Origin of the sequence: Jiangella gansuensis DSM 44835 (genome assembly GCF_000515395.1) — a bacterium.
Taxonomy (GTDB): Bacteria; Actinomycetota; Actinomycetes; order Jiangellales; family Jiangellaceae; genus Jiangella; species Jiangella gansuensis.
The window spans coordinates 2,720,729-2,738,137 of record NZ_KI911782.1 but is presented as its reverse complement, the minus strand read 5'-3'; the positions used below and the strand labels follow the sequence as shown (position 1 = coordinate 2,738,137).

Below are 17,409 nucleotides of genomic sequence, written 5' to 3'. Positions count from 1 at the left end.
AGCGAGAGGTCGCCCCGTGATGCGTATCGCCCTGCTCCCACCTGACGAACGACCGAACACCCGCGGCTACGCGGTGACGATCGGCCGCTGCGCGGGCGTCGACGTCCTGACGCCGCCGGACGAGGCGATGCCGTCGTTCCGGACACCCGCGGACACCGCGGCCCTGGCCGGCTGGCTGCGGGAGGTCGCCGCCGACGTGGACCACCTGGTCGTATCACTGGAGCTGCTCGCCCACGGCGGCCTGATCCCGTCCCGCAACACCGACGACCGGATGGCCGACGTCGTCGCCCGGCTCGACGCGCTGCGCGATCTCGGCGTCCCGGTCACGGCGTACAGCGTCGTGACCCGGCTGCCCACGTACGACAACCCGGGACGCTCGCGCCAGGAGCCGGCGTACTGGGCCACCCACGGAGAGCGGTTGGGAACGCTGTCCCGGCTCTGGGACGAGGCGTCGCTCGGCGAGGCCGAGCCGGACGCGGTCGCCGCGGCTCGCGCTCAGGTGCCCGACGGGTATGTCCGCGACATGGTCAAGCGTCGCAACCGCAACCACGTCGTCAATCTGGCGGCCCTCGACCTGGCCGCCGACGGCGTGTTCGACACGCTCGTGATCTCGTCCGACGACACCGCCCCGCGTGGTCTCCCGGCGGCGGAACGGCGGCTGCTCGGCCAGTGGGCCGACCGGCTCGGCGTGCCCGTGCTGATGTATCCGGGTGCCGACGAGGTGCCGAGCGTCCTGGTCGCCCGGGTCGCGGCCGAGGCTGCCGGGGTCCGCCCGCGAGTCGCCGTCGTGTGCCCGGAGGTGGCCGGCCTCGACCGCATCGCGCCGTACGAGGATCGACCGGTTCGCGTGGGCCTGGCCAACCAGATCCGGGCGGTGGGCGGCGTCCAGGTGAGCGAGCCGGACGAGGCCGACCTGGTGCTCGTGGTCCATCCGCCGGCGGCCGCTCCCGGCGACTGGGTGTCGAACCCGCCGGACCTCGCCGCCGGGTCCCCTCCGGGTCCTGTGGCCGACGAGGTGGAGCGGTTGCTGGCCGCCGGTCGCCCGGTGGCCCTGGCCGACGTCCACTACGCCAACGGCGGCGACCCGCGCCTGGTCGAGCTCCTGGACAGCCGGGGCCTGCTGGGCCGGCTCGCCGCATACGGAGGGTGGAACACCGCGGGCAACACGATCGGCACCACGCTGGCGGCCGGCGTGTCCGCGCGGCTGTGCGATGCCCCGGCCGCCGCGGCCGAGCGCCGGCGGTTCCTCGCCCGCAAGATCGTCGAGGACGGGCACTACCTCCCCGTCGTGCGCCGCCGCATCCAGGACGAGGCGCGCGAGCGTGGCCTGCTCGATCCTCCGCTCGACGAACTCCCCGCGGTCCACGAGCGGATCACCCGTGACCTCGGCACCTGGGCCGGCGGGGTCGATGCCCTGGCCGCCTGGACCGTGTCCGGCGCGCGTCTGCCGTGGGGCTACACCTTCACCGTCGATTTCGACCTGATCCCGGCATCGGGGGCAGTGACACACCCTTGACGGCGCCCGGAGGGCGCCACTAGGTTGCCTGCAACCGCTTGCATGCCACCGGTTGCAGGTGCGGAGGCATCGACGCTCCTCGCGTCGGGCGGTGCCCGGTCCCGTCCGCTTCAGGGAGGTCGGAATGATCACCGCGCACATCGACCGAGATCCACGCCGCACGCCCATCCGGCGGCGTTTGACGATGCCGGCGGCCGTGGCCGGCGCAGCCGCCATGATGCTGGCCGCGGCGGCGGCGCCGGCGCCCGCCGCGCAGACCCGCGACGCCGTCGCGCCCGACCCCGTCCTGGTGAACCCGTCCTTCGAGGAGGTCGCCGGCGACGACGGCATCCCGGGCTGGGCTCCCCTCGCGGCCGCCCGCCCAGGCACCTCCTTCCAGGTCACGGACGCCGTCGCTCACGACGGCGCGCACAGCCTGGCGCTCGTCGACGACTCGGCCACCTACTCCGTCGGCGTGGAGAGCGCGCCCTTCGAGGTGGACCCCCGGCGCGCGTACACGGCCGCGGCGATGATGAACGTCCAGCGCGACGACCTCGGGATCTACCTGCGCTACTACGACGCCGACGGCAACCGGCTCACGAACGTGTCCGCCTGGCAGCCGGAGACGGACGGTTCCTGGGTGCCGGTCTCGGTCTCCGCGACCGCCCCCGACGCCGCGGCCACCGGCACCGTCGTCCTCTACGCCGCCACCACCGGCATGGGCAGCGGCCACGTGGACACCGTGTCGGTGGCGGCCGGGGAGATCGAGCCGCCCCGGCTGTCCAACCCGACGCCGGAGGAGGTCGTGGCGCAGAACCCGCGGATCTCACACCTCGGCACGCCGGTCACCAGCAAGATCACCACGAACTCAGTCCTCGGCGAGGAGGACGGCAGGGCCGTCACCTACGGTGCCTACCGGGGCCACGCGGACACCGACAACCCGTGCACGCTCGTCGTCGCCGACGCCAACACCGGCGAGGTCATCCGCGCATTACCGCTGGCCGGAGCCGAGGGGAACTTCGAGATCAGGAAGGCCACCGACGGCAGGGTCTACATCGGCACCAACCACGACTACAAGCTGTGGCGCTACGACCCCGCCACGAAGCAGGTGACCGATCTCGGCCACATCAACCCCGACAGCCCGGGCGACGGCTACCCCATCACGATGACCGCCGGCCCGAACGGCACGATGTACATCGGCGCATATCCGAAGGGATATCTGTATCTGTACGACCCGGCCGACGACTCCATCACCAACCTCGGCGCGGTCGACCCGACCCAGGCCTACGTCCGCGCCCTGGCATACGACTTCGACCGCGACAATCTCTACGTGGGTGTGGGCGGGACCCGGGCGCAGATCTACAAGCTCGGGCCCGACGGAACGAAGACCGCCCTGATCACCGAGGAGAACGCGCCCGGCTTCCTCGACGAGACGTTCGTCAACACGTTCACGTTCACCGGTGACCGGCTGTTCGCCCGCACCGTCTCCAGCGAGCTGATCGTGCTGCGGCCCGACGACACGGTCGAGTACTGGAAGGGCCAGGGCCGCGAGGCGTTCGGCTACCACGTATCGGCACGGCCGGACGCGCCAGGAAAGTTCATCTTCGGCTTCGGGACGAACTTCTGGGAGTACGACTCGGCCACCGCGACCACGCGCGACCTCGGCATCAAGACGAACACCTATCTCAACGACAGCCGCTGGATCCAGCTCGACGACCCGGAGTGGCCGGGCTACAGCATGCTCGCCGCCACCCAGGGCGGGAGCGTGCTGATGAACCCGACCACCGGCCGCTCCGAGCTGCACACGGTCGACTTCGCCAATCCGGTGACGGTGCAGAAGATCCTCACCGGGCCGGACTCGATGTACGCCTCCGGCTACATGGTCGGACTCACCCCGTTCGATTCGGTCACCGGCGAGATCGGCACGACCCTGCAATCCGGCCAGTACGAGTCGTCGGCTGTCCGGGACGGGAAGATGCTGCTCGGCACCTACGGCAACGGCCGGCTCATGGAGTACGACCCGGCCACCGGCGCGGCGCCGCGGCAGATCTTCGACCTCAAGGCCGAGGACCAGGACCGCCCGTTCGCGATGGACTACGACGAGGCGAACGATCGGGTCTTCATGGGCACGGTCCCGTACTACGGCACCCATCAAGGCGCGGTCACGATGTACGACTTCGCCACCAGCACGAAGACCGTCTTCACGACCGAGATCGTCGAGGAGCAGTCGGTGATCTCCGTCCTGTACCACGACGGGCTGCTGTACGTGGGGACCACGCTCGACGGCGGGCTGGGCGCTCCCCCGTCGACGCAGACCGAGGCGCACTTCGTCGTCTTCGACCCCGACACCGGCCAGAAGGTGCACGACTTCGTCCCGGTGGCCGGCGACGAGGGCGTGACCGGACTGATGGTCGGACCGGACGGGCTCATCTGGGGCGTCTCCGAGGACACCGTGTTCAAGTACGACCCCGCCGCAGAGGAGATCGTCTACTCCGAGAAGCTACTCCGCGCCCGGTACGGCTCCAGCACCGTCTGGGCGTTCGCCTACCTGAAGACCGGCGCCGACGGCAACGTCTACGGCACCAACCGGTCGTCGCTGTTCCGCATCGACCCCGACACGATGGAATACACCCTGCTGGTCAACGGCGTGGGCAACTACGCGAACGTCGACGCCAACGGTGACGTTCTCTTCGCCCACGGTGTCCACCTGTACAAGTACGACGTTCCCGACCCGGTGCGCTGCGACCACGAGATCACCGGCACCCACGACGGTCCCCTGACCGTCACCGACGGCACCACGTGCGTCGACGACGCCACCGTCACCGGACCGGTCACGGTCGGGGCGGGGGCGGCGCTCGTCGTCGCCGGCTCGCAGCTCGACGGTCCGCTCCGTTCCGTTGGCGCGGCGTCGCTCACCGTGACGGACACGACCGTCCTCGGACCGGTGGACGTCACCGGCACGACCTCGTCCGTCACCGTCATCGGGAACCGCCTCGGCGGTCCGGTGTCGGTCACGGACAACGCCACGAGCGAGCCTCCGGTGCTGAGCTCCAACACCGTCGCCGGCCCGCTCGCGTGTTCCGGGAACGTTCCGGCGCCCACCGACGACGGAACGCCGAACACCGTCACCGGCCCACGCACGGGTCAGTGCGCCGGCCTGTGACGGGGTCGGCGAGCCGGGCTCAGGCGAGCCGGTCGTAGGCGCCGAGGGTCACCTCGTGCAGCAGGGCGTCACCGGCGGCGAACCGGGCCAGTTCGTCGACCACGATGGCGCCCTGCTGGCGCCGCGCCTCGACCGTGCCGCCGGCCACGTGGGGGGTGACGATGACGTTGGGCAGGCCCAGGAACCCGCTGTCGGCGGGCAGCGGTTCCTCGTCGAAGACGTCGAGGCCGGCGAGGATGCGGCCGGAGCGGACCTCACGCAGCAGGGCATCCTGGTCCACGCTCCAGGACCGCGCGGTGTTGACGAGGATCGAGCCGTCGGCCAGCGCGGCCAGCTGCCGGGCCCCGACCAGGTGCCGGGTCTCGTCGGTCGACGGCGCGTGGACGGCCACGACGTCGCAGGTCGCGAAGAGGTCGTCCAGGCCGGCCAGCTCGACGCCGGCGTCCGCGGCGGCTGTGGGGTCGGCGTACGGGTCGTACGCGTGCACCGTCTCGACCCCCAGCCCACGCACCATCGACACGTATCGCCACCCGACCCGGCTGAGCCCGACGACCCCGACCCGGCGCTCCGCCAGGGACCGGCCGAGCACGGGCTGCCGAGCCGTCGCCCAGTCACGGCTGGTCCACAGCTCCCGGTCATGGCGGTGCAGGTTGCGAAGCAGCGCCAGCGTCAGGGTCACGGCCAGCTCGGCGACCGCGGGCGCCATTGCCGCGGCGCCACCCTGGGTTACCCGAAGGCCGTTCTCGAGCATCGCCCGCGGGAACAGGCCACGAACGGAGCCCGCGGTGTGGGCGGCCAGCCGCAGCCGCGGCCCGCGGACGGTCCGCGGATCGAACGGCGCGGTGCTCCAGGAGGTGACGATCACGTCGTAGCCGGCCGCCACGTCGGCGGGCAGGACGGCCCGGCCGTCGCCGGCGGCGACGTCGACCGCGGCCAGCGAACGCAACCGGTCCTGCGCCTGCGGGCTGTAGAGCGTGTCGAACTCATCGGGCCGGATCGCGACGTAGACCTTCAGGTCGGTCATGTGAACGGCTTCCTCTCGGGCAGTAGGGCGTCGCCGGCGGCGAGACGGGCCGTGAGCCACGCGTAGCAGGCGACGAGAACATGGATCGGATGGTCGTGGCCGCTGTCGTGGTACAGCGTCTCGAGTCCGGCGGCGCCGCCCGCCAGCCGCGCTCGCTCCACGAGGTGCTCGTTGTGCCCGCCGTCGGAGGCACCCCCGCCGGCCAGCAGGAACGGTCGCCGGCCGATCAGGCCCAGGAGCTCGTGCTGGTCGCGGCCGGCCGGGATCCGGGTGCCCAGATACCACGGGTCGGACCAGTTGGAGTGGGCGAACCCGAGGCCGGGCTCGTGGGCGACCGCCGCGCCGATCCGCACGTCCAGGGCGGCCAGGTGCAGCGCCAGCTTGGCGCCGAGGGAGTGCCCGAACGCGCCGACGCGAGCGGGATCGACCCACGGCACCGAGAGCAACGCGTCGACGGCGAGCATCAGGTCGCCCAGGCTCCGCCCGAGGCCGGTCATCGGCAGGGTCGCCTCATGCCTGGCCGCGGCCGGCCCGTACCGCTCGTGCAGTGACGTCGCCGACGCGGCCCGGTCGGCCACCTGCTCGAACCACCACGGCACCGCGAGCACCGCTACACCCCTGGCCACCAGGTGGTTTCCGTAGGCGCGGGCGCGTCGCCGTTCGTCGGTCCAGCCCTCGGTGCGCGGGGTCCGTTCGCCGAAGACGCTGCCGACGTCGTAGAAGGGGACGACGACCGCGGGCAGCGGGCCGGGGACATCGGGCGCGAACAGCACGGCCTCGATGGTGGTGCCGTACGACATCAGCCGGATCGGGCACCGCCGGGCGCCGCCGCGTGCCGCGGCGGCGCCCACCTCGAACCCGCCGGAGGGATCCGGGACGGCGCCCAGCCAGCCGGTCCACCAGGCCCGGCCGGGATCCCCCTGGTCGGTGTCATTCACGCGTCGGCTCCCTCACATGCCGGCGCACTGTCCGGCCGTCGGACCGTGCACGTCGTTCGGAACACCCTCGTCGTCGGGCTCGGTGTCGTTGTCGAAGCAGTCCAGCGGGCCGACGACGGTCGTGCCGCTGACGACCACGTCGCCCGTGCTCCCCACGATCGACACCGGACCGGTCACCCGGCTGTTCCGGACGATGACGTCGGTCGCCCCGGTGGCATGGAACGGTCCGGTGAGCTCGGTGGCGTCGACGACGACCGACGCACCGCCGCGGACGCGGACCGGCCCGTCGACCTCGGCCCCGGACAGGCAGATGGTGCCGTCGGTGACGGTCACCGGGCCGCTGTGCTGGCCGGTGATGGTGCGGTCGCACACCAGCGGCTCCAGGTCGATGCGGTACGCGTGGGTCTGGTCGACGGCGATGTAGTTGCCCGAACCGTCCCTGGTGACCTGCTCCATCTCGGCGAGCGCGGACACGGTGCCCGTCGCGCGGTCCACCTGGTACAGGTGCCCGTTGTTGGTCGTCAGGTACGTGCCGGTGGCCTCGTCCCAGAGGGTCTTCGTGGCGTACCCCCAGGACGTCCGGTTGCCGTCGCCGGCGGGGAACACCTGGACCGTCCTGGTGACCTCGCGGCGCCGCGGGTCGAACTCGAACAGCGCCCCGTCGGACGTGCCGCCGACCAGCAGCCCGTCCGGCCCCCAGCTGAGCCCGGCCACGTAGCCCGCCCCTTCGGTGACGTCGCCCTGCCACACGACCTCACCCGCGGCGACGTCCCAGACGAACAACTGGGCGCGTGCCGCGGTGGGCGTGGACGACAGGCCGCCGCTGATCGCCGTACCGCCGTAGACGAGACCGTCGCGGTACGCCAGCGAGATCACGCTCTGGTCCTCGACCACGTCGCGATGCACCTCGTACTCGCCTGTCTCGGTGTCCAGGAGCGTCAGCGCGCCGCCGAGCTGGCCGTAGTCCGGCACGGTGCCGAGGGCGAGCCGGTCGCCGATCGACACCACGCCGTTGATGCGGTCCTGGAAGTGCGGCTCGCCGCGGCCGATCGTCAGCACGTGCGCGGGGTTCGTCCCCCACTCCCACGCTTCGGCCGGATCGCCCGCGTGCACGACCGCCCCGGGATACGAGGTCACGACGAGCTGGTCGCCGTGCGTGGCGATCGCATCGGCCTGCTTCGGTCCGCGCAGCGGCGTGAGTTCGAGCGTGTCCTGGTCGACCCGGGTCATGGAGCCGCTCGACAGGTACGCGCCGATGTACGCGTTGCCGTCGGGCCCGACCCCCAGCCCGTGCGCCTCCGCCGGCGTTGCCGCGATGTCGGCCCGCTGGATGGTCGCGTCGCCGCTGGACAGCCCGTACGTCCAGAGGTCACCGTCGGTGCTGAGGCCCACCACGCTCTGCTCGTCCGACCCCGGCAGGGTCATCACGTCGATGCCGTACGTGTTCACCTGCGCGGCCAGTGCGGCGGCGACGTCCGTTCCGGCGAAGCCGGTCTCCACCACTGCGCCGGTGCCGGTGTCGTAGCCGATCAGGTCGGTCCCACCGGCCAGGACGTAGGTCCGGCCGGCCGCGTCGAGCCGGGTCGGCGCCGACCCGCCCACGGAGGTGATGACCTCGTCGTCCCACTCGCCGGTGGCCAGGTCGAGCACCGCCGTGTCGTAGTTCCCTCGCGGTGACAGCCGGACGAGCACCGAGCCCGCACGCTGCTCGATCCCGATGAACCACTGGGTGTTGGTCATCAGGTGATCCGGGACGGTGATCTCCCGCCGGTCGCCGGTGTCCGGGTCGATCGCATACAGGTACGGGACGGGACCGGTGCCGGCCCAGATCTCGCCGTCGACGATGCCGAGGGAGAAGACGTAGTCCGCGTCGTCGGTCTGGCTGCCGTAGTCGCGGAACTCACCCGTCGACGGCGTGTACGACACGACCTTCGCGTTCGGGTAGGTGCCGAAGACGAGCGTGCCGTCGTCGGTGAAGCTCCCGCCGTAGAGCACCCGCTCCCCCGCGACGGCGTCGGCGATCTCGTCCAGGTCGCGCGTCCGCGGGTCGAACGAGTAGAGGCCGGCCGGCCGCGGATGGCGGGCGGTGAAGTAGACCGTGCCGTCCGGGGACGTGGTGATCCAGCCGCCCACGGTGGTGTCCTCGAGCTCCGCCGCGAACAGGCTCTCGCCGGTCGTCACATCGACCATGCTGAACGTCGCGGGGTTGCCGTTGGAGATCGCGTACGCGACGGCTCTCCCGTCGACCGTGCCGAAGTGCGCGTTGCGGACGTTGACCGACAAGATCGCCGGGCCGAGCTCCTCGATGACCGGCTGGCCGGCGGGCTCCGCGGTCGAGCCGCCGTCCAGGGCCTGCGCGGGGTTCGTCACGCCCAGCAGACCGGCGAGTACCGCCACCGCCGAGACCAGGACGCCGGCGCGGCGCCTGGTGGTGGATGCAGCCATGGTGCTCCCTTCGTGGTGACAGTCGGTGTCAGGGCGTGTAGCGGAAGATGTTCGTCTCGTCCGCGACGTAGATGGCGCCGTCCTCGCCGAGGACGGAGTGCCGGGCGCCCGAGGCGATCAGCGTCACGAACTCGAGGGTCCGCGGGTCGAGGCGGAACAGGCGGCCGTTCGCATTGCCGTAGATGTGACCGTCGCCGGGGTGCTGGTACAGCTCACTGAGGCGGCCCCAGATGTTGCTGGACGTCGCCGGCGTCCGCACCGACCGGACCACCTCACGGGTCGCCGGGTCGTACTCGAAGACGACGCCGTTGTCGGCGAGGCCCCAGAGCCGGCCGGCGTCGTCGAACGTCAGAGCGTGGATCACCTCGGCTTCCGGGACCACGACCGACGACTCGACGAGTTCGCCCGCGCGGATGTCCCAGACGAACAGCTCCGCCTCCGTCCGGGTCGGTTCCGACGAGAGACCGCCGTGGATGCTCGTGCCGCCGTAGACGAGCCCGTCCCGGTAGGCCAGCGCGGTCACGCTCTGGTCCGGCACTACATTGCGGTGGCTCTCGTACGTGCCGGTGGCCGGGTTGAACAGGGTGAGCGCCCCGCCCAGCTCGCCGTAGTTCGGGACCGTCCCCGCGGCGACGTACTCGCGGGCCGCCGTCATCGCCATCGGGCGGTCCTGGCCCGTCTCACCTCGGCCGAGGCCGAAGAGGTGCTTCGGGTTCCGGCCCCACTCCCACTCCCACGGCCGGCGGGAGTGGCCGACGTAGAACTCGGCTCCGGGATACACACCGACCACGGTCCGCTCACGGTGCGCGATGATGCTGTCGGCCTGCTTGGGACCGGACAGCTGCTGGACGCCGGACTCGTCCACCCGGGCCATCACGCCCGCGCTGAGGTACGCGCCGACATAGACCGCGCCGTCGCCGCCGATGCCCAGGGAGTGGACCGTAGCCGGGGCGCCGACGATCTCGCTGCGCACGACGTCGCCGATGCCCGACTCCAGGTCGTAGCGCCAGATGGCGCCGTCCACACGGACGCCGACGAGGGTGGTGCCGGGGAACTCTGCGGTGCCGAGCTCGACGAGCGCGAGGTCGGTGGTGCCCTCCAGCTCGTTCACCAGGGGACCGTCCTCCCAGCCGATGGAGACCGACTGCCGCGCGGCGATGTCGTACGCCCGGATCGTGTCGCCGCTGACGTAGTAGACGAGGCCGCCGGCGGCATCCTCGGTCCAGGAGCCGGCGCCGCCCTCGAGGCCCGGCAGCCACTCCTGCGCCGCCAGGTCGTAGACGGCGGTGTTGTCGCCGCCCGCGCCGGCCGGCGAGTAGCTGATGAACACGACGTCGCCGTGGCGCTCCACGCGGTTGACGAAGTCGGCGGTCTCCGCGACACCGGCGGGCAGGGCGCGTTCGGTGACGGCACCGCTGACCGGGTCGACCTCCATGAGATGAGGGGTGGCCCCGGTTCCGACCCACAGTGCGTCGTCGACGAGGTCGAGGCCCCACGCATACGCGGACCCGTCGTCGACGACGCTGCCGTAGTCGCGGATCCCGCCGTCGAGCGTGTCGTACGAGTAGACCTTGGCGTTCGGATAGGTACTGCCGTAGAGCACGTCGCCGTCGAGCACGAGCGTGCGCAGGAGGTTCTCCCCCGCGATCCGCGAGGCCAGCTTCCGCACCTGCTGGGTGTGCGGGTCGTACGTCCACAGCGTTCCGTCGTTCGGTCCGCGGACACTGAAGTAGACCGTGTCATCCGGCGCGATCTCGATCGACGCCGCGATCGAGTATCCGTCCATGTCGTGGCTGTCCAGCATGGTCCCGGTGCGCAGATCGACCACGTTGAAGCTCACCGGCTCGCCGTCGGAGAACACGTACCCCACCGGTGTTCCGTCGGACAGGACGTCGACGTCGGCCAGCCGGACGTTCGGGCTGTAGAACGCCGGCCCGAGGTCCTCGATCTGCAGGGGCGCCAGGAGGTGGCGCAGTTGTACGTCGTCCACGTAGAACGTCGAGACGCGGGCGATGGTGGAGTAGATGTACACGGCCGCGCTCGTGGCGCCTTCCGGGGCGGTGGCGTCGACGCTGAGCGGCGCCCAAGAGCCGGTCGGCTGGCTGGTGAAGTGGGTGAACTCGACGTCGAGCTGGCTGCCGGCCGCGTCGTAGAAGTAGACGTACAGGGTGGGCGCGCCCTGCTCGACGTAGGCCTGCGCCGACAGTTGGTACGTGTGCCCGGCCTCGACCGGCATCGGGTCGCTCATCAGGCCGTACGAGGCCGTGTCCTCGGGATCGTCGAACCGCACGCTCTGCTCGCCCGTGAACACCGGGTCGTCGACCACGGTGGAGCCGCCGACCGAGCCGCCCCGCTGCGTCCAGCCGGGGATGCTGTCGCCGGCCGGCTCCTCGAAGCCGCCGTTGACCGGGCCGATCGGACCGTCGTGGTCCGCCTGCGCGGACGCACTGATCAGCAGTGGGGCGAGCAGGGCCGCGGCGGCGGCCGCGGTCAGGGCGACGCGCCGCTTCCGGCGTCGGATGTGGGGTGTGGACCGTTCCATGGGCGACCTCCCGCTGGGCTGGCTCGGGCGTGGATTGCCGCTGACCGTATTGCAACCGATTGCAGGCGTCAATGGTCCCTGCTGGATGTCGGTGCGGTCACCGGTCGATCACGGGCCGCTACTGCGACGGCGCAGGAGGGTTGACACCCGCAATCGGGCTGGTTACCGTCACCTGCAACCGATTGCACGTACGCTCTAGAGGAGTACGGAGGGGCGGATGAGGCGCAGGCCGGCATTCACGCTCATCGCAACGACGGCAGCCGCGGCCCTGGTCGCCGCGGCGTGCTCGAACGACACCCAGGCGGCCTCGGGAGGCGACGGGGATTCCGGTGACGTCGCCGGCACCGTCACGTTCTGGACCTACCCGATCGGGATCGCGGACAGTGTCGGTTGGTGGGAGCCACACGTCGAGGACTTCCAGCAGGAGTATCCGGACGTCGAGGTCGAGGTGGTGATGCAGGCCTTCAGCAACCGCGAGGAAGCACTGGTCACCGCCATCACCGGCAACAATGCGCCCGACGTCGTGTACTTCAACCCCGACTTCATCCCGCAGTACGCGGAAGAGGGCATTCTGCTGCCGCTGGACGACCTGCGCGACGACTGGGACGACTTCTACGACTCCGCCCTCGACGCCAACAGGTGGGAGGACACGCTGTACGGCGCTCCCCTGCTCATGCAGATGCAGACGTCGTACTGCAACACCGAGGCCATGGCCGCCGCGGGCGTCCAGACCTGTCCCACTACGTGGGACGAACTGCGGGAAGCCGCGCCGAAGTTCGTCGACGCCGGCTACTACGCCACCGAGTACAGCGGTGTGTCGACGCTCAACCACAACTTCTACGTGTATCTGTGGCAGGCCGGCGGCGAGGTGCTCAGCGAGGACCTGCAGTCGGCGGCGTTCAACAGCCCCGAAGGGCTGGAGGCGCTGGAGTTCATCAAGGAGATGGTGGACAACGGATGGGTGCCTGAGCAGCCGCTCAGCGTCACCGAGCCGTTCGAGCAGACGGCCGTGGGCAAGGCCCAGGTCGGCTACGTCCCGGGCGCGCAGCTCATCTCCACCCGGGAGATCGTCGACCCGGCGATCATCCAGACCGCGCCGCCCATGACGCACAAGGAGCAGGTCGCGTCCGGCTCCGTCGGCGCCTGGTCGATCTTCAACACCACCGACGCGCCGGAGGCGGCGCAGGCGTGGGTGCGGTACCTGTCCGACGAGGAGTTCATCAGGACCTTCAACGGGGAGACCGGCTACCTCCCGCCGCGCGAATCGATCGACGACCTGTTCCAGGACGACCCGCAGATCGCCGAGGGCATGGAGTACCTGGACAAGGTGCGCGTCGGCGTGATGCACCCGCAGGCTCGCCAGATCATCGACGCGATCCGGCCGCACATCCAGGCCGTGCTACTCGAGGGTGTGGACCCGCAGACGGCTCTCGACGCCGCGGAGCAGGACGTCAACGACCTGCTGGCCCGCGGCTGACGGAACCACCCGCCCCACCTCTGCGCCACTGGAGGTCGCCGCCGCACCCGGCGGCCTCCAGTGGCTCCCGGCAGAAAGGCATCTCGTGGCGACGATGACAGCGCGGGAAGCGAACCCGGGTCAGCGGCCCCGGCGAAGCATCTGGAGATCGAACGGCGCGATCGCCGCCTACGTCTTCATCCTGCCCTACCTCGTGTTCTTCCTTGTCTTCCGGATCGCTCCGGCGCTCTACGCCGGCGCTCTGAGTTTCGGCGACTACGGCCTGACGGGCACGTTCGAGCTCATCGGCCTGGACAACTACCAGCGGCTGTTCGACGACCCGCTCTTCTGGAACGCGCTGCGGGTGACTGCCGTCTACACCGTCATCGCCATCCCGGTGACGATCGCGATCTCGCTCGCGATGGCTCAGCTGTGCAACCGGATGCTGCGCGGCATGTCCGTCTACCGAGCCATCTTCTTCCTCCCGGTGGTCACGTCCCCGGTGCTGTCCGGGATCGTCTGGATCTGGATCTTCAGCCCGGACGGACCGCTCAACTGGGTCCTGGGCCTGGTCAACGTGCCCACTGTCAACTGGCTGCAGAGCGGCTTCTGGGTGTTGCCCTCGCTCGCCCTCGTCAGCGCGTGGATGAACTTCGGCTACGACATGCTGATCCTGCTCGCCGGCATGCTGGCGATCCCGCAGGAGTACTACGAGGCCGCCCACGTCGACGGCGCGACGGCCTGGCAGCGCTTCCGGCACGTCACCCTGCCGCTGCTCAAGCCGGCGATGTTCTTCGTCCTCGTCCTGGAGACGGTGCGGTCGTTCCAGGTCTTCGACACGATCTACGTCATGACCGGAGGCGGGCCGGTGCGGTCGAGCTACTCGCTGACGTTCATGATCTACGACCAGGGCTTCGGCTACTTCGACTTCGGCTACGCGAGCGCGGCCGGCATGGTCCTCCTGGTCATCACGTTGATCGTGTCCCTGATCCAGCGCCGTGTCATGCGAAGGAGGGACTCGTGACGGTCACCAGCGGACTGCCCGAATCCACGGTCGTCACGCCGGAGGCGCCGACGCGACCCACCAAGAGCAGGCGCCCGCGCCGCCAGCGGCTCATCCACGTCGTCCTGCTGGCCGCCGCCCTGATCACGGCGTTCCCCTTCTACGCGATGGTCATCCTGTCGCTCCAGCCGGGGGCGGCCGTCGAGCTGCCGTCGTCGTTGATGCCGACCAGCATCTCCTTCGACGCGTTCCGTGATGCGTTGGCGAGCCAGTCGATCGCCACCTGGGCGCTGAACTCCACCGTCTACTCGGTCGTGTCGGTCGTGCTCGTGCTGCTGTTCGCCTCGATGGCCGGCTACGCGTTCGCGAAGAAGCGGTTCTTCGGCCGTGAGCTGATCTTCTGGGTGTTCGTGGCGATGATGATGATCCCGCACCACCTGACGCTCATCCCCCAGTACATCCTGGTCTCGGAGATGGGCGGGCTCAACACGATGTGGGGCATGATCGTGCCGACCATCGCGAACGTCCAGGCGATGTTCCTCATGCGTCAGTTCATCCAGGACATCCCCGACGAGCTGATCGACGCCGCGCGCATCGACGGCGCCGGCGAGTTCCGCGTCTTCGTCTCGATCATCCTGCCGCAGACCAAGCCGATCCTCGCCACCCTGGGCACGTTCGTGTTCCTGTGGCACTGGAACGACTTCCTGTGGCCGCTGGTCTCGCAGCAGTCACCGCAGAACTACGTGCTGACCGTCGGCCTGAACACGCTGCAGGAACAGCAGACGCCGCTGGCGACCGTGATGGCTGCCGCCGTCGTGACGTTCATCCCGACCCTGCTCGTCTTCATCGTGCTGCAGAAGTACTTCGTGCGCGGCGTGATGATGTCCGGCCTCAAATAGGAGAGCCTGAGATGCCTTCTCGAACCCGGCCCCGCCGCGCGCTGGGGCTGCTCGCACTGGTGGTCGCGGCGGCGCTCGGCGGCCTGACGTTCGCCGTGCCGGCCGGCGGCGCCGGACCGGCCGCGGCGCCGCCCCCACCGCCGCCCGCGACGGGGACCGTCGAGAACCTCGGCGTCGCCATGCGCGCACCCAACGTCCGGCTCTCCGACGTCGACGTGCTGGCGGACGGCCGGCCCGTCGCCTATCTGTTCTCCGACGGCGAGCCGGTGAGCTTCAACGTCGTCGACCTGCGCACGGGTGCCGTCCTGGACACCCACGAGATGCCGCCGTACTCGGTGGCCGCGTCGATCGACGTCGCCCCGGACGACACCGTGTACCTCAGCGTGCGCAGCCCCAACGATGCGACGCTGTGGAGCTACGACCCGAGCGGCGGCACGCTGACGCGGATCGCCACCGGCGTGGCCGGCGAACAGATGCTGCGCACCCTCGACGTCGACGGCGACACCCTGTACGGAACGACCTACCCCAACACCGAGTTGTTCGCGTTGGACCTCGGCTCCGGGGAGTTCACGGAGTACGGGCGCATCGCCGCGCAGGGCGACTACGCCTGGGGCCTCGAGGCCCATGCCGGCCGGGTGTGGGTGGGCGCGGGCACGCCGGCCCAGCTGTACGAGGTCGATCCCGCGGACGGCCGGGCCACCGCGCTGCCGCTGCCGGAGCCCGTCGCGGCGCGCGGGGAGTTCATCCAGCGCATCGAGACCCACGCGGAGCTGAAGGTCGTCTCACACCGGGCCGTGGACGGCGTCAACGTCACCGTCCTGGACGCCGGCGCCGGCGTCGTCGACCAGTTGTTCGTCGGCGGCCTGTGGAACTCCACCGAGACGTCGGCCGACGGCCGGTTCTACTACCTCGACGCCGAGAGCCGCCCGCGTGCGTACGTCACGGCGGCCCTCGAGTCGCAGCCGGTCCCCGTCCATCCCGAGGTGGAGCCGGTGACCGCCGGCACGACGCGACTGTTCCTCGCCGAGCTCGGCACCGCGGACTTCCCCGGACACACCCTCGTCGGGGTCCGCACGGACGGACGCATCTGGCGGCAGAACCTCGCGACCGGCCACGGGGACGTCCTGGCCGCACCGGCCATCGGCTCGCCGGTGACGACGATGTCCATCGCCGACGGCGGGGACGGGAACATCTACGTCGGCGCCTATCTCAGCCCGGGCGTCATGGCCCGGGTCGACCCGGCCACCGGTGAGATCGAGCAGCTCGACGGTCCGGAACAGGCCGACGCGATCGTCGCGCACCAGGACCTCACCGTCATCGGCAGCTATCCGGAGGCCGTCTTCCACGCCGCCCGGGCCGGGGTGCCGTGGGCCTGGGGCGTCAACCCCGCGCACGTCCTCACACTTGGCCGGGCCGCCACCGGCCAGGACCGCCCGCGCAGCCTCGTCTCGGCCGGCGACGTCGTCGCGGCGGGAACGATCGCCAACTACGGGGAGCTCGGCGGAGCGCTCACGCTGTTCGACCCCGAGACCGGCGAGCACTCCCTTCACCGCGACGTCGTCACCGATCAGAGCATCGCCGCACTGGCCTACGCCGACGGCGTCGTCTACGCCGGCACGTCGATCCACGGTGGGCTCTCCTCCGTCCCGACGCAGACCACCGCCGAGGTGTTCGCGTGGGACGTCGCCACGGACTCACTCGTCGCCAGCGGCCCGGTGGTGCCGGGCGCGACCGTCGTCCACGCGCTCGTGGCCGACGGCGTGGGCCGGATCTTCGGCATGACGGACACCGGCGTGCTCTTCGAGTACGACCCCCGCACGCACGAGGTCACCCGGTCGGTGCGGACGGGGATCGAGAACCCCAACATCTGGGGCGACCAGAGCGAGCTGTCGTACAACCCCCTCGACGGGCACATCTACGGCTCCGTCGCCGACCGGCTGATCCGGATCAGCCCGGCGACGCTGGAGGTGACCGTGCTCGTCGACGACGGAGTACGCAACTCCGACGTCGCACACGGGGACGTCTGGTTCACCGACGACACCGACGTGCTGCGCTACGACCTGCCGGGTGCGTGCGACCGCATCGTGCGCGGCGAGCACGCCGGAGCGCTGACCGTGACCGCCGGCACGACGTGCCTGGACGACGCACACGTCACCGGCCCGCTCACGGTCGCCCGAGGCGCCTCGGTCGTCGTGGAACACTCCGTGGTCGGCGGGCCGATCCGTACGGCCGGCGCGTCGTCGGTCGCCGTGCGGTCGACCCGGGTGGGGGGCCCGGTGCAGGTGGTGGACACCGCTGGCCGGGTGGCGCTGGCCGGCCTCACCGTCGACGGCCCGCTGGACTGCCGGGGCAACGCGTTCGCACCGGTGGACGAAGGGGTCGCCAGCGACATCGCCGGTCCGAGCCGCGGCCAGTGCGCCGGGTGGTGAACCAGAAGCGCCCCA

Annotated in this window: 10 protein-coding genes; 6 read left to right on the top strand and 4 right to left on the bottom strand. The window is 70.8% G+C overall.

The genetic code is table 11. The features are described from left to right. Positions 1-19 precede the first annotated feature (19 nt). Together JIAGA_RS29565 and JIAGA_RS0113180 are read left to right on the top strand one after the other, a co-directional pair. Complete coding sequence (locus JIAGA_RS29565) at positions 20-1,516, top strand: DUF4127 family protein (protein ID WP_051426041.1); 1,497 nt, start codon at positions 20-22, stop codon at positions 1,514-1,516. A 124-nt stretch (positions 1,517-1,640) separates the two neighbouring features. Next, entirely contained in the window at positions 1,641-4,658 is a 3,018-nt protein-coding gene (locus tag JIAGA_RS0113180; RefSeq protein ID WP_026876019.1) for a hypothetical protein, read from the top strand. A gap of 19 nt (positions 4,659-4,677) precedes the next feature. Here JIAGA_RS0113180 and JIAGA_RS0113175 read toward each other — a convergent pair whose 3' ends face one another. Genes JIAGA_RS0113175 through JIAGA_RS0113160 form a run of 4 tightly spaced genes read right to left on the bottom strand, consistent with a single transcriptional unit; the run spans position 4,678 to position 11,607 of the window. After that, positions 4,678-5,682, bottom strand: a complete 1,005-nt coding sequence (locus JIAGA_RS0113175) for a hydroxyacid dehydrogenase (RefSeq protein ID WP_051426040.1) — start codon at positions 5,680-5,682, stop codon at positions 4,678-4,680. Then, entirely contained in the window at positions 5,679-6,620 is a 942-nt protein-coding gene (locus tag JIAGA_RS33100) for an acetylxylan esterase (RefSeq protein ID WP_051426039.1), read from the bottom strand. Before JIAGA_RS33100 ends, JIAGA_RS0113175 begins: the two co-directional genes overlap by 4 nt. Before the next feature lie 12 nt (positions 6,621-6,632). After that, complete coding sequence (locus JIAGA_RS0113165) at positions 6,633-9,065, bottom strand: hypothetical protein (protein WP_026876017.1); 2,433 nt, start codon at positions 9,063-9,065, stop codon at positions 6,633-6,635. 28 nt (positions 9,066-9,093) lie between these two features. After that, entirely contained in the window at positions 9,094-11,607 is a 2,514-nt protein-coding gene (locus JIAGA_RS0113160; protein WP_026876016.1) for a carbohydrate binding domain-containing protein, read from the bottom strand. Positions 11,608-11,824: 217 nt separating this feature from the next. On the opposite strand from JIAGA_RS0113160, the gene JIAGA_RS0113155 reads away from it, so the two are divergent. The 4 genes from JIAGA_RS0113155 (at position 11,825) to JIAGA_RS0113140 (ending at position 17,394) form a co-directional block, all read left to right on the top strand. Then, positions 11,825-13,084: an extracellular solute-binding protein gene (locus JIAGA_RS0113155; protein WP_026876015.1), complete on the top strand. Its 1,260-nt coding sequence runs from the start codon at positions 11,825-11,827 to the stop codon at positions 13,082-13,084. 94 nt (positions 13,085-13,178) lie between these two features. Then, positions 13,179-14,087 carry a carbohydrate ABC transporter permease gene (locus tag JIAGA_RS29555; protein WP_084469659.1) on the top strand — a complete coding sequence of 303 codons (909 nt, stop codon included), beginning with the start codon at positions 13,179-13,181 and terminating at the stop codon, positions 14,085-14,087. Then, positions 14,084-14,965 (top strand): carbohydrate ABC transporter permease, encoded by an 882-nt coding sequence (locus JIAGA_RS0113145; protein ID WP_026876014.1) that lies wholly within the window; start codon positions 14,084-14,086, stop codon positions 14,963-14,965. The genes JIAGA_RS29555 and JIAGA_RS0113145 overlap by 4 nt, the downstream gene beginning before the upstream one ends. Before the next feature lie 11 nt (positions 14,966-14,976). Continuing rightward, positions 14,977-17,394, top strand: a complete 2,418-nt coding sequence (locus JIAGA_RS0113140; protein WP_026876013.1) for a hypothetical protein — start codon at positions 14,977-14,979, stop codon at positions 17,392-17,394. The last annotated feature ends 15 nt before the right edge of the window (positions 17,395-17,409 follow it).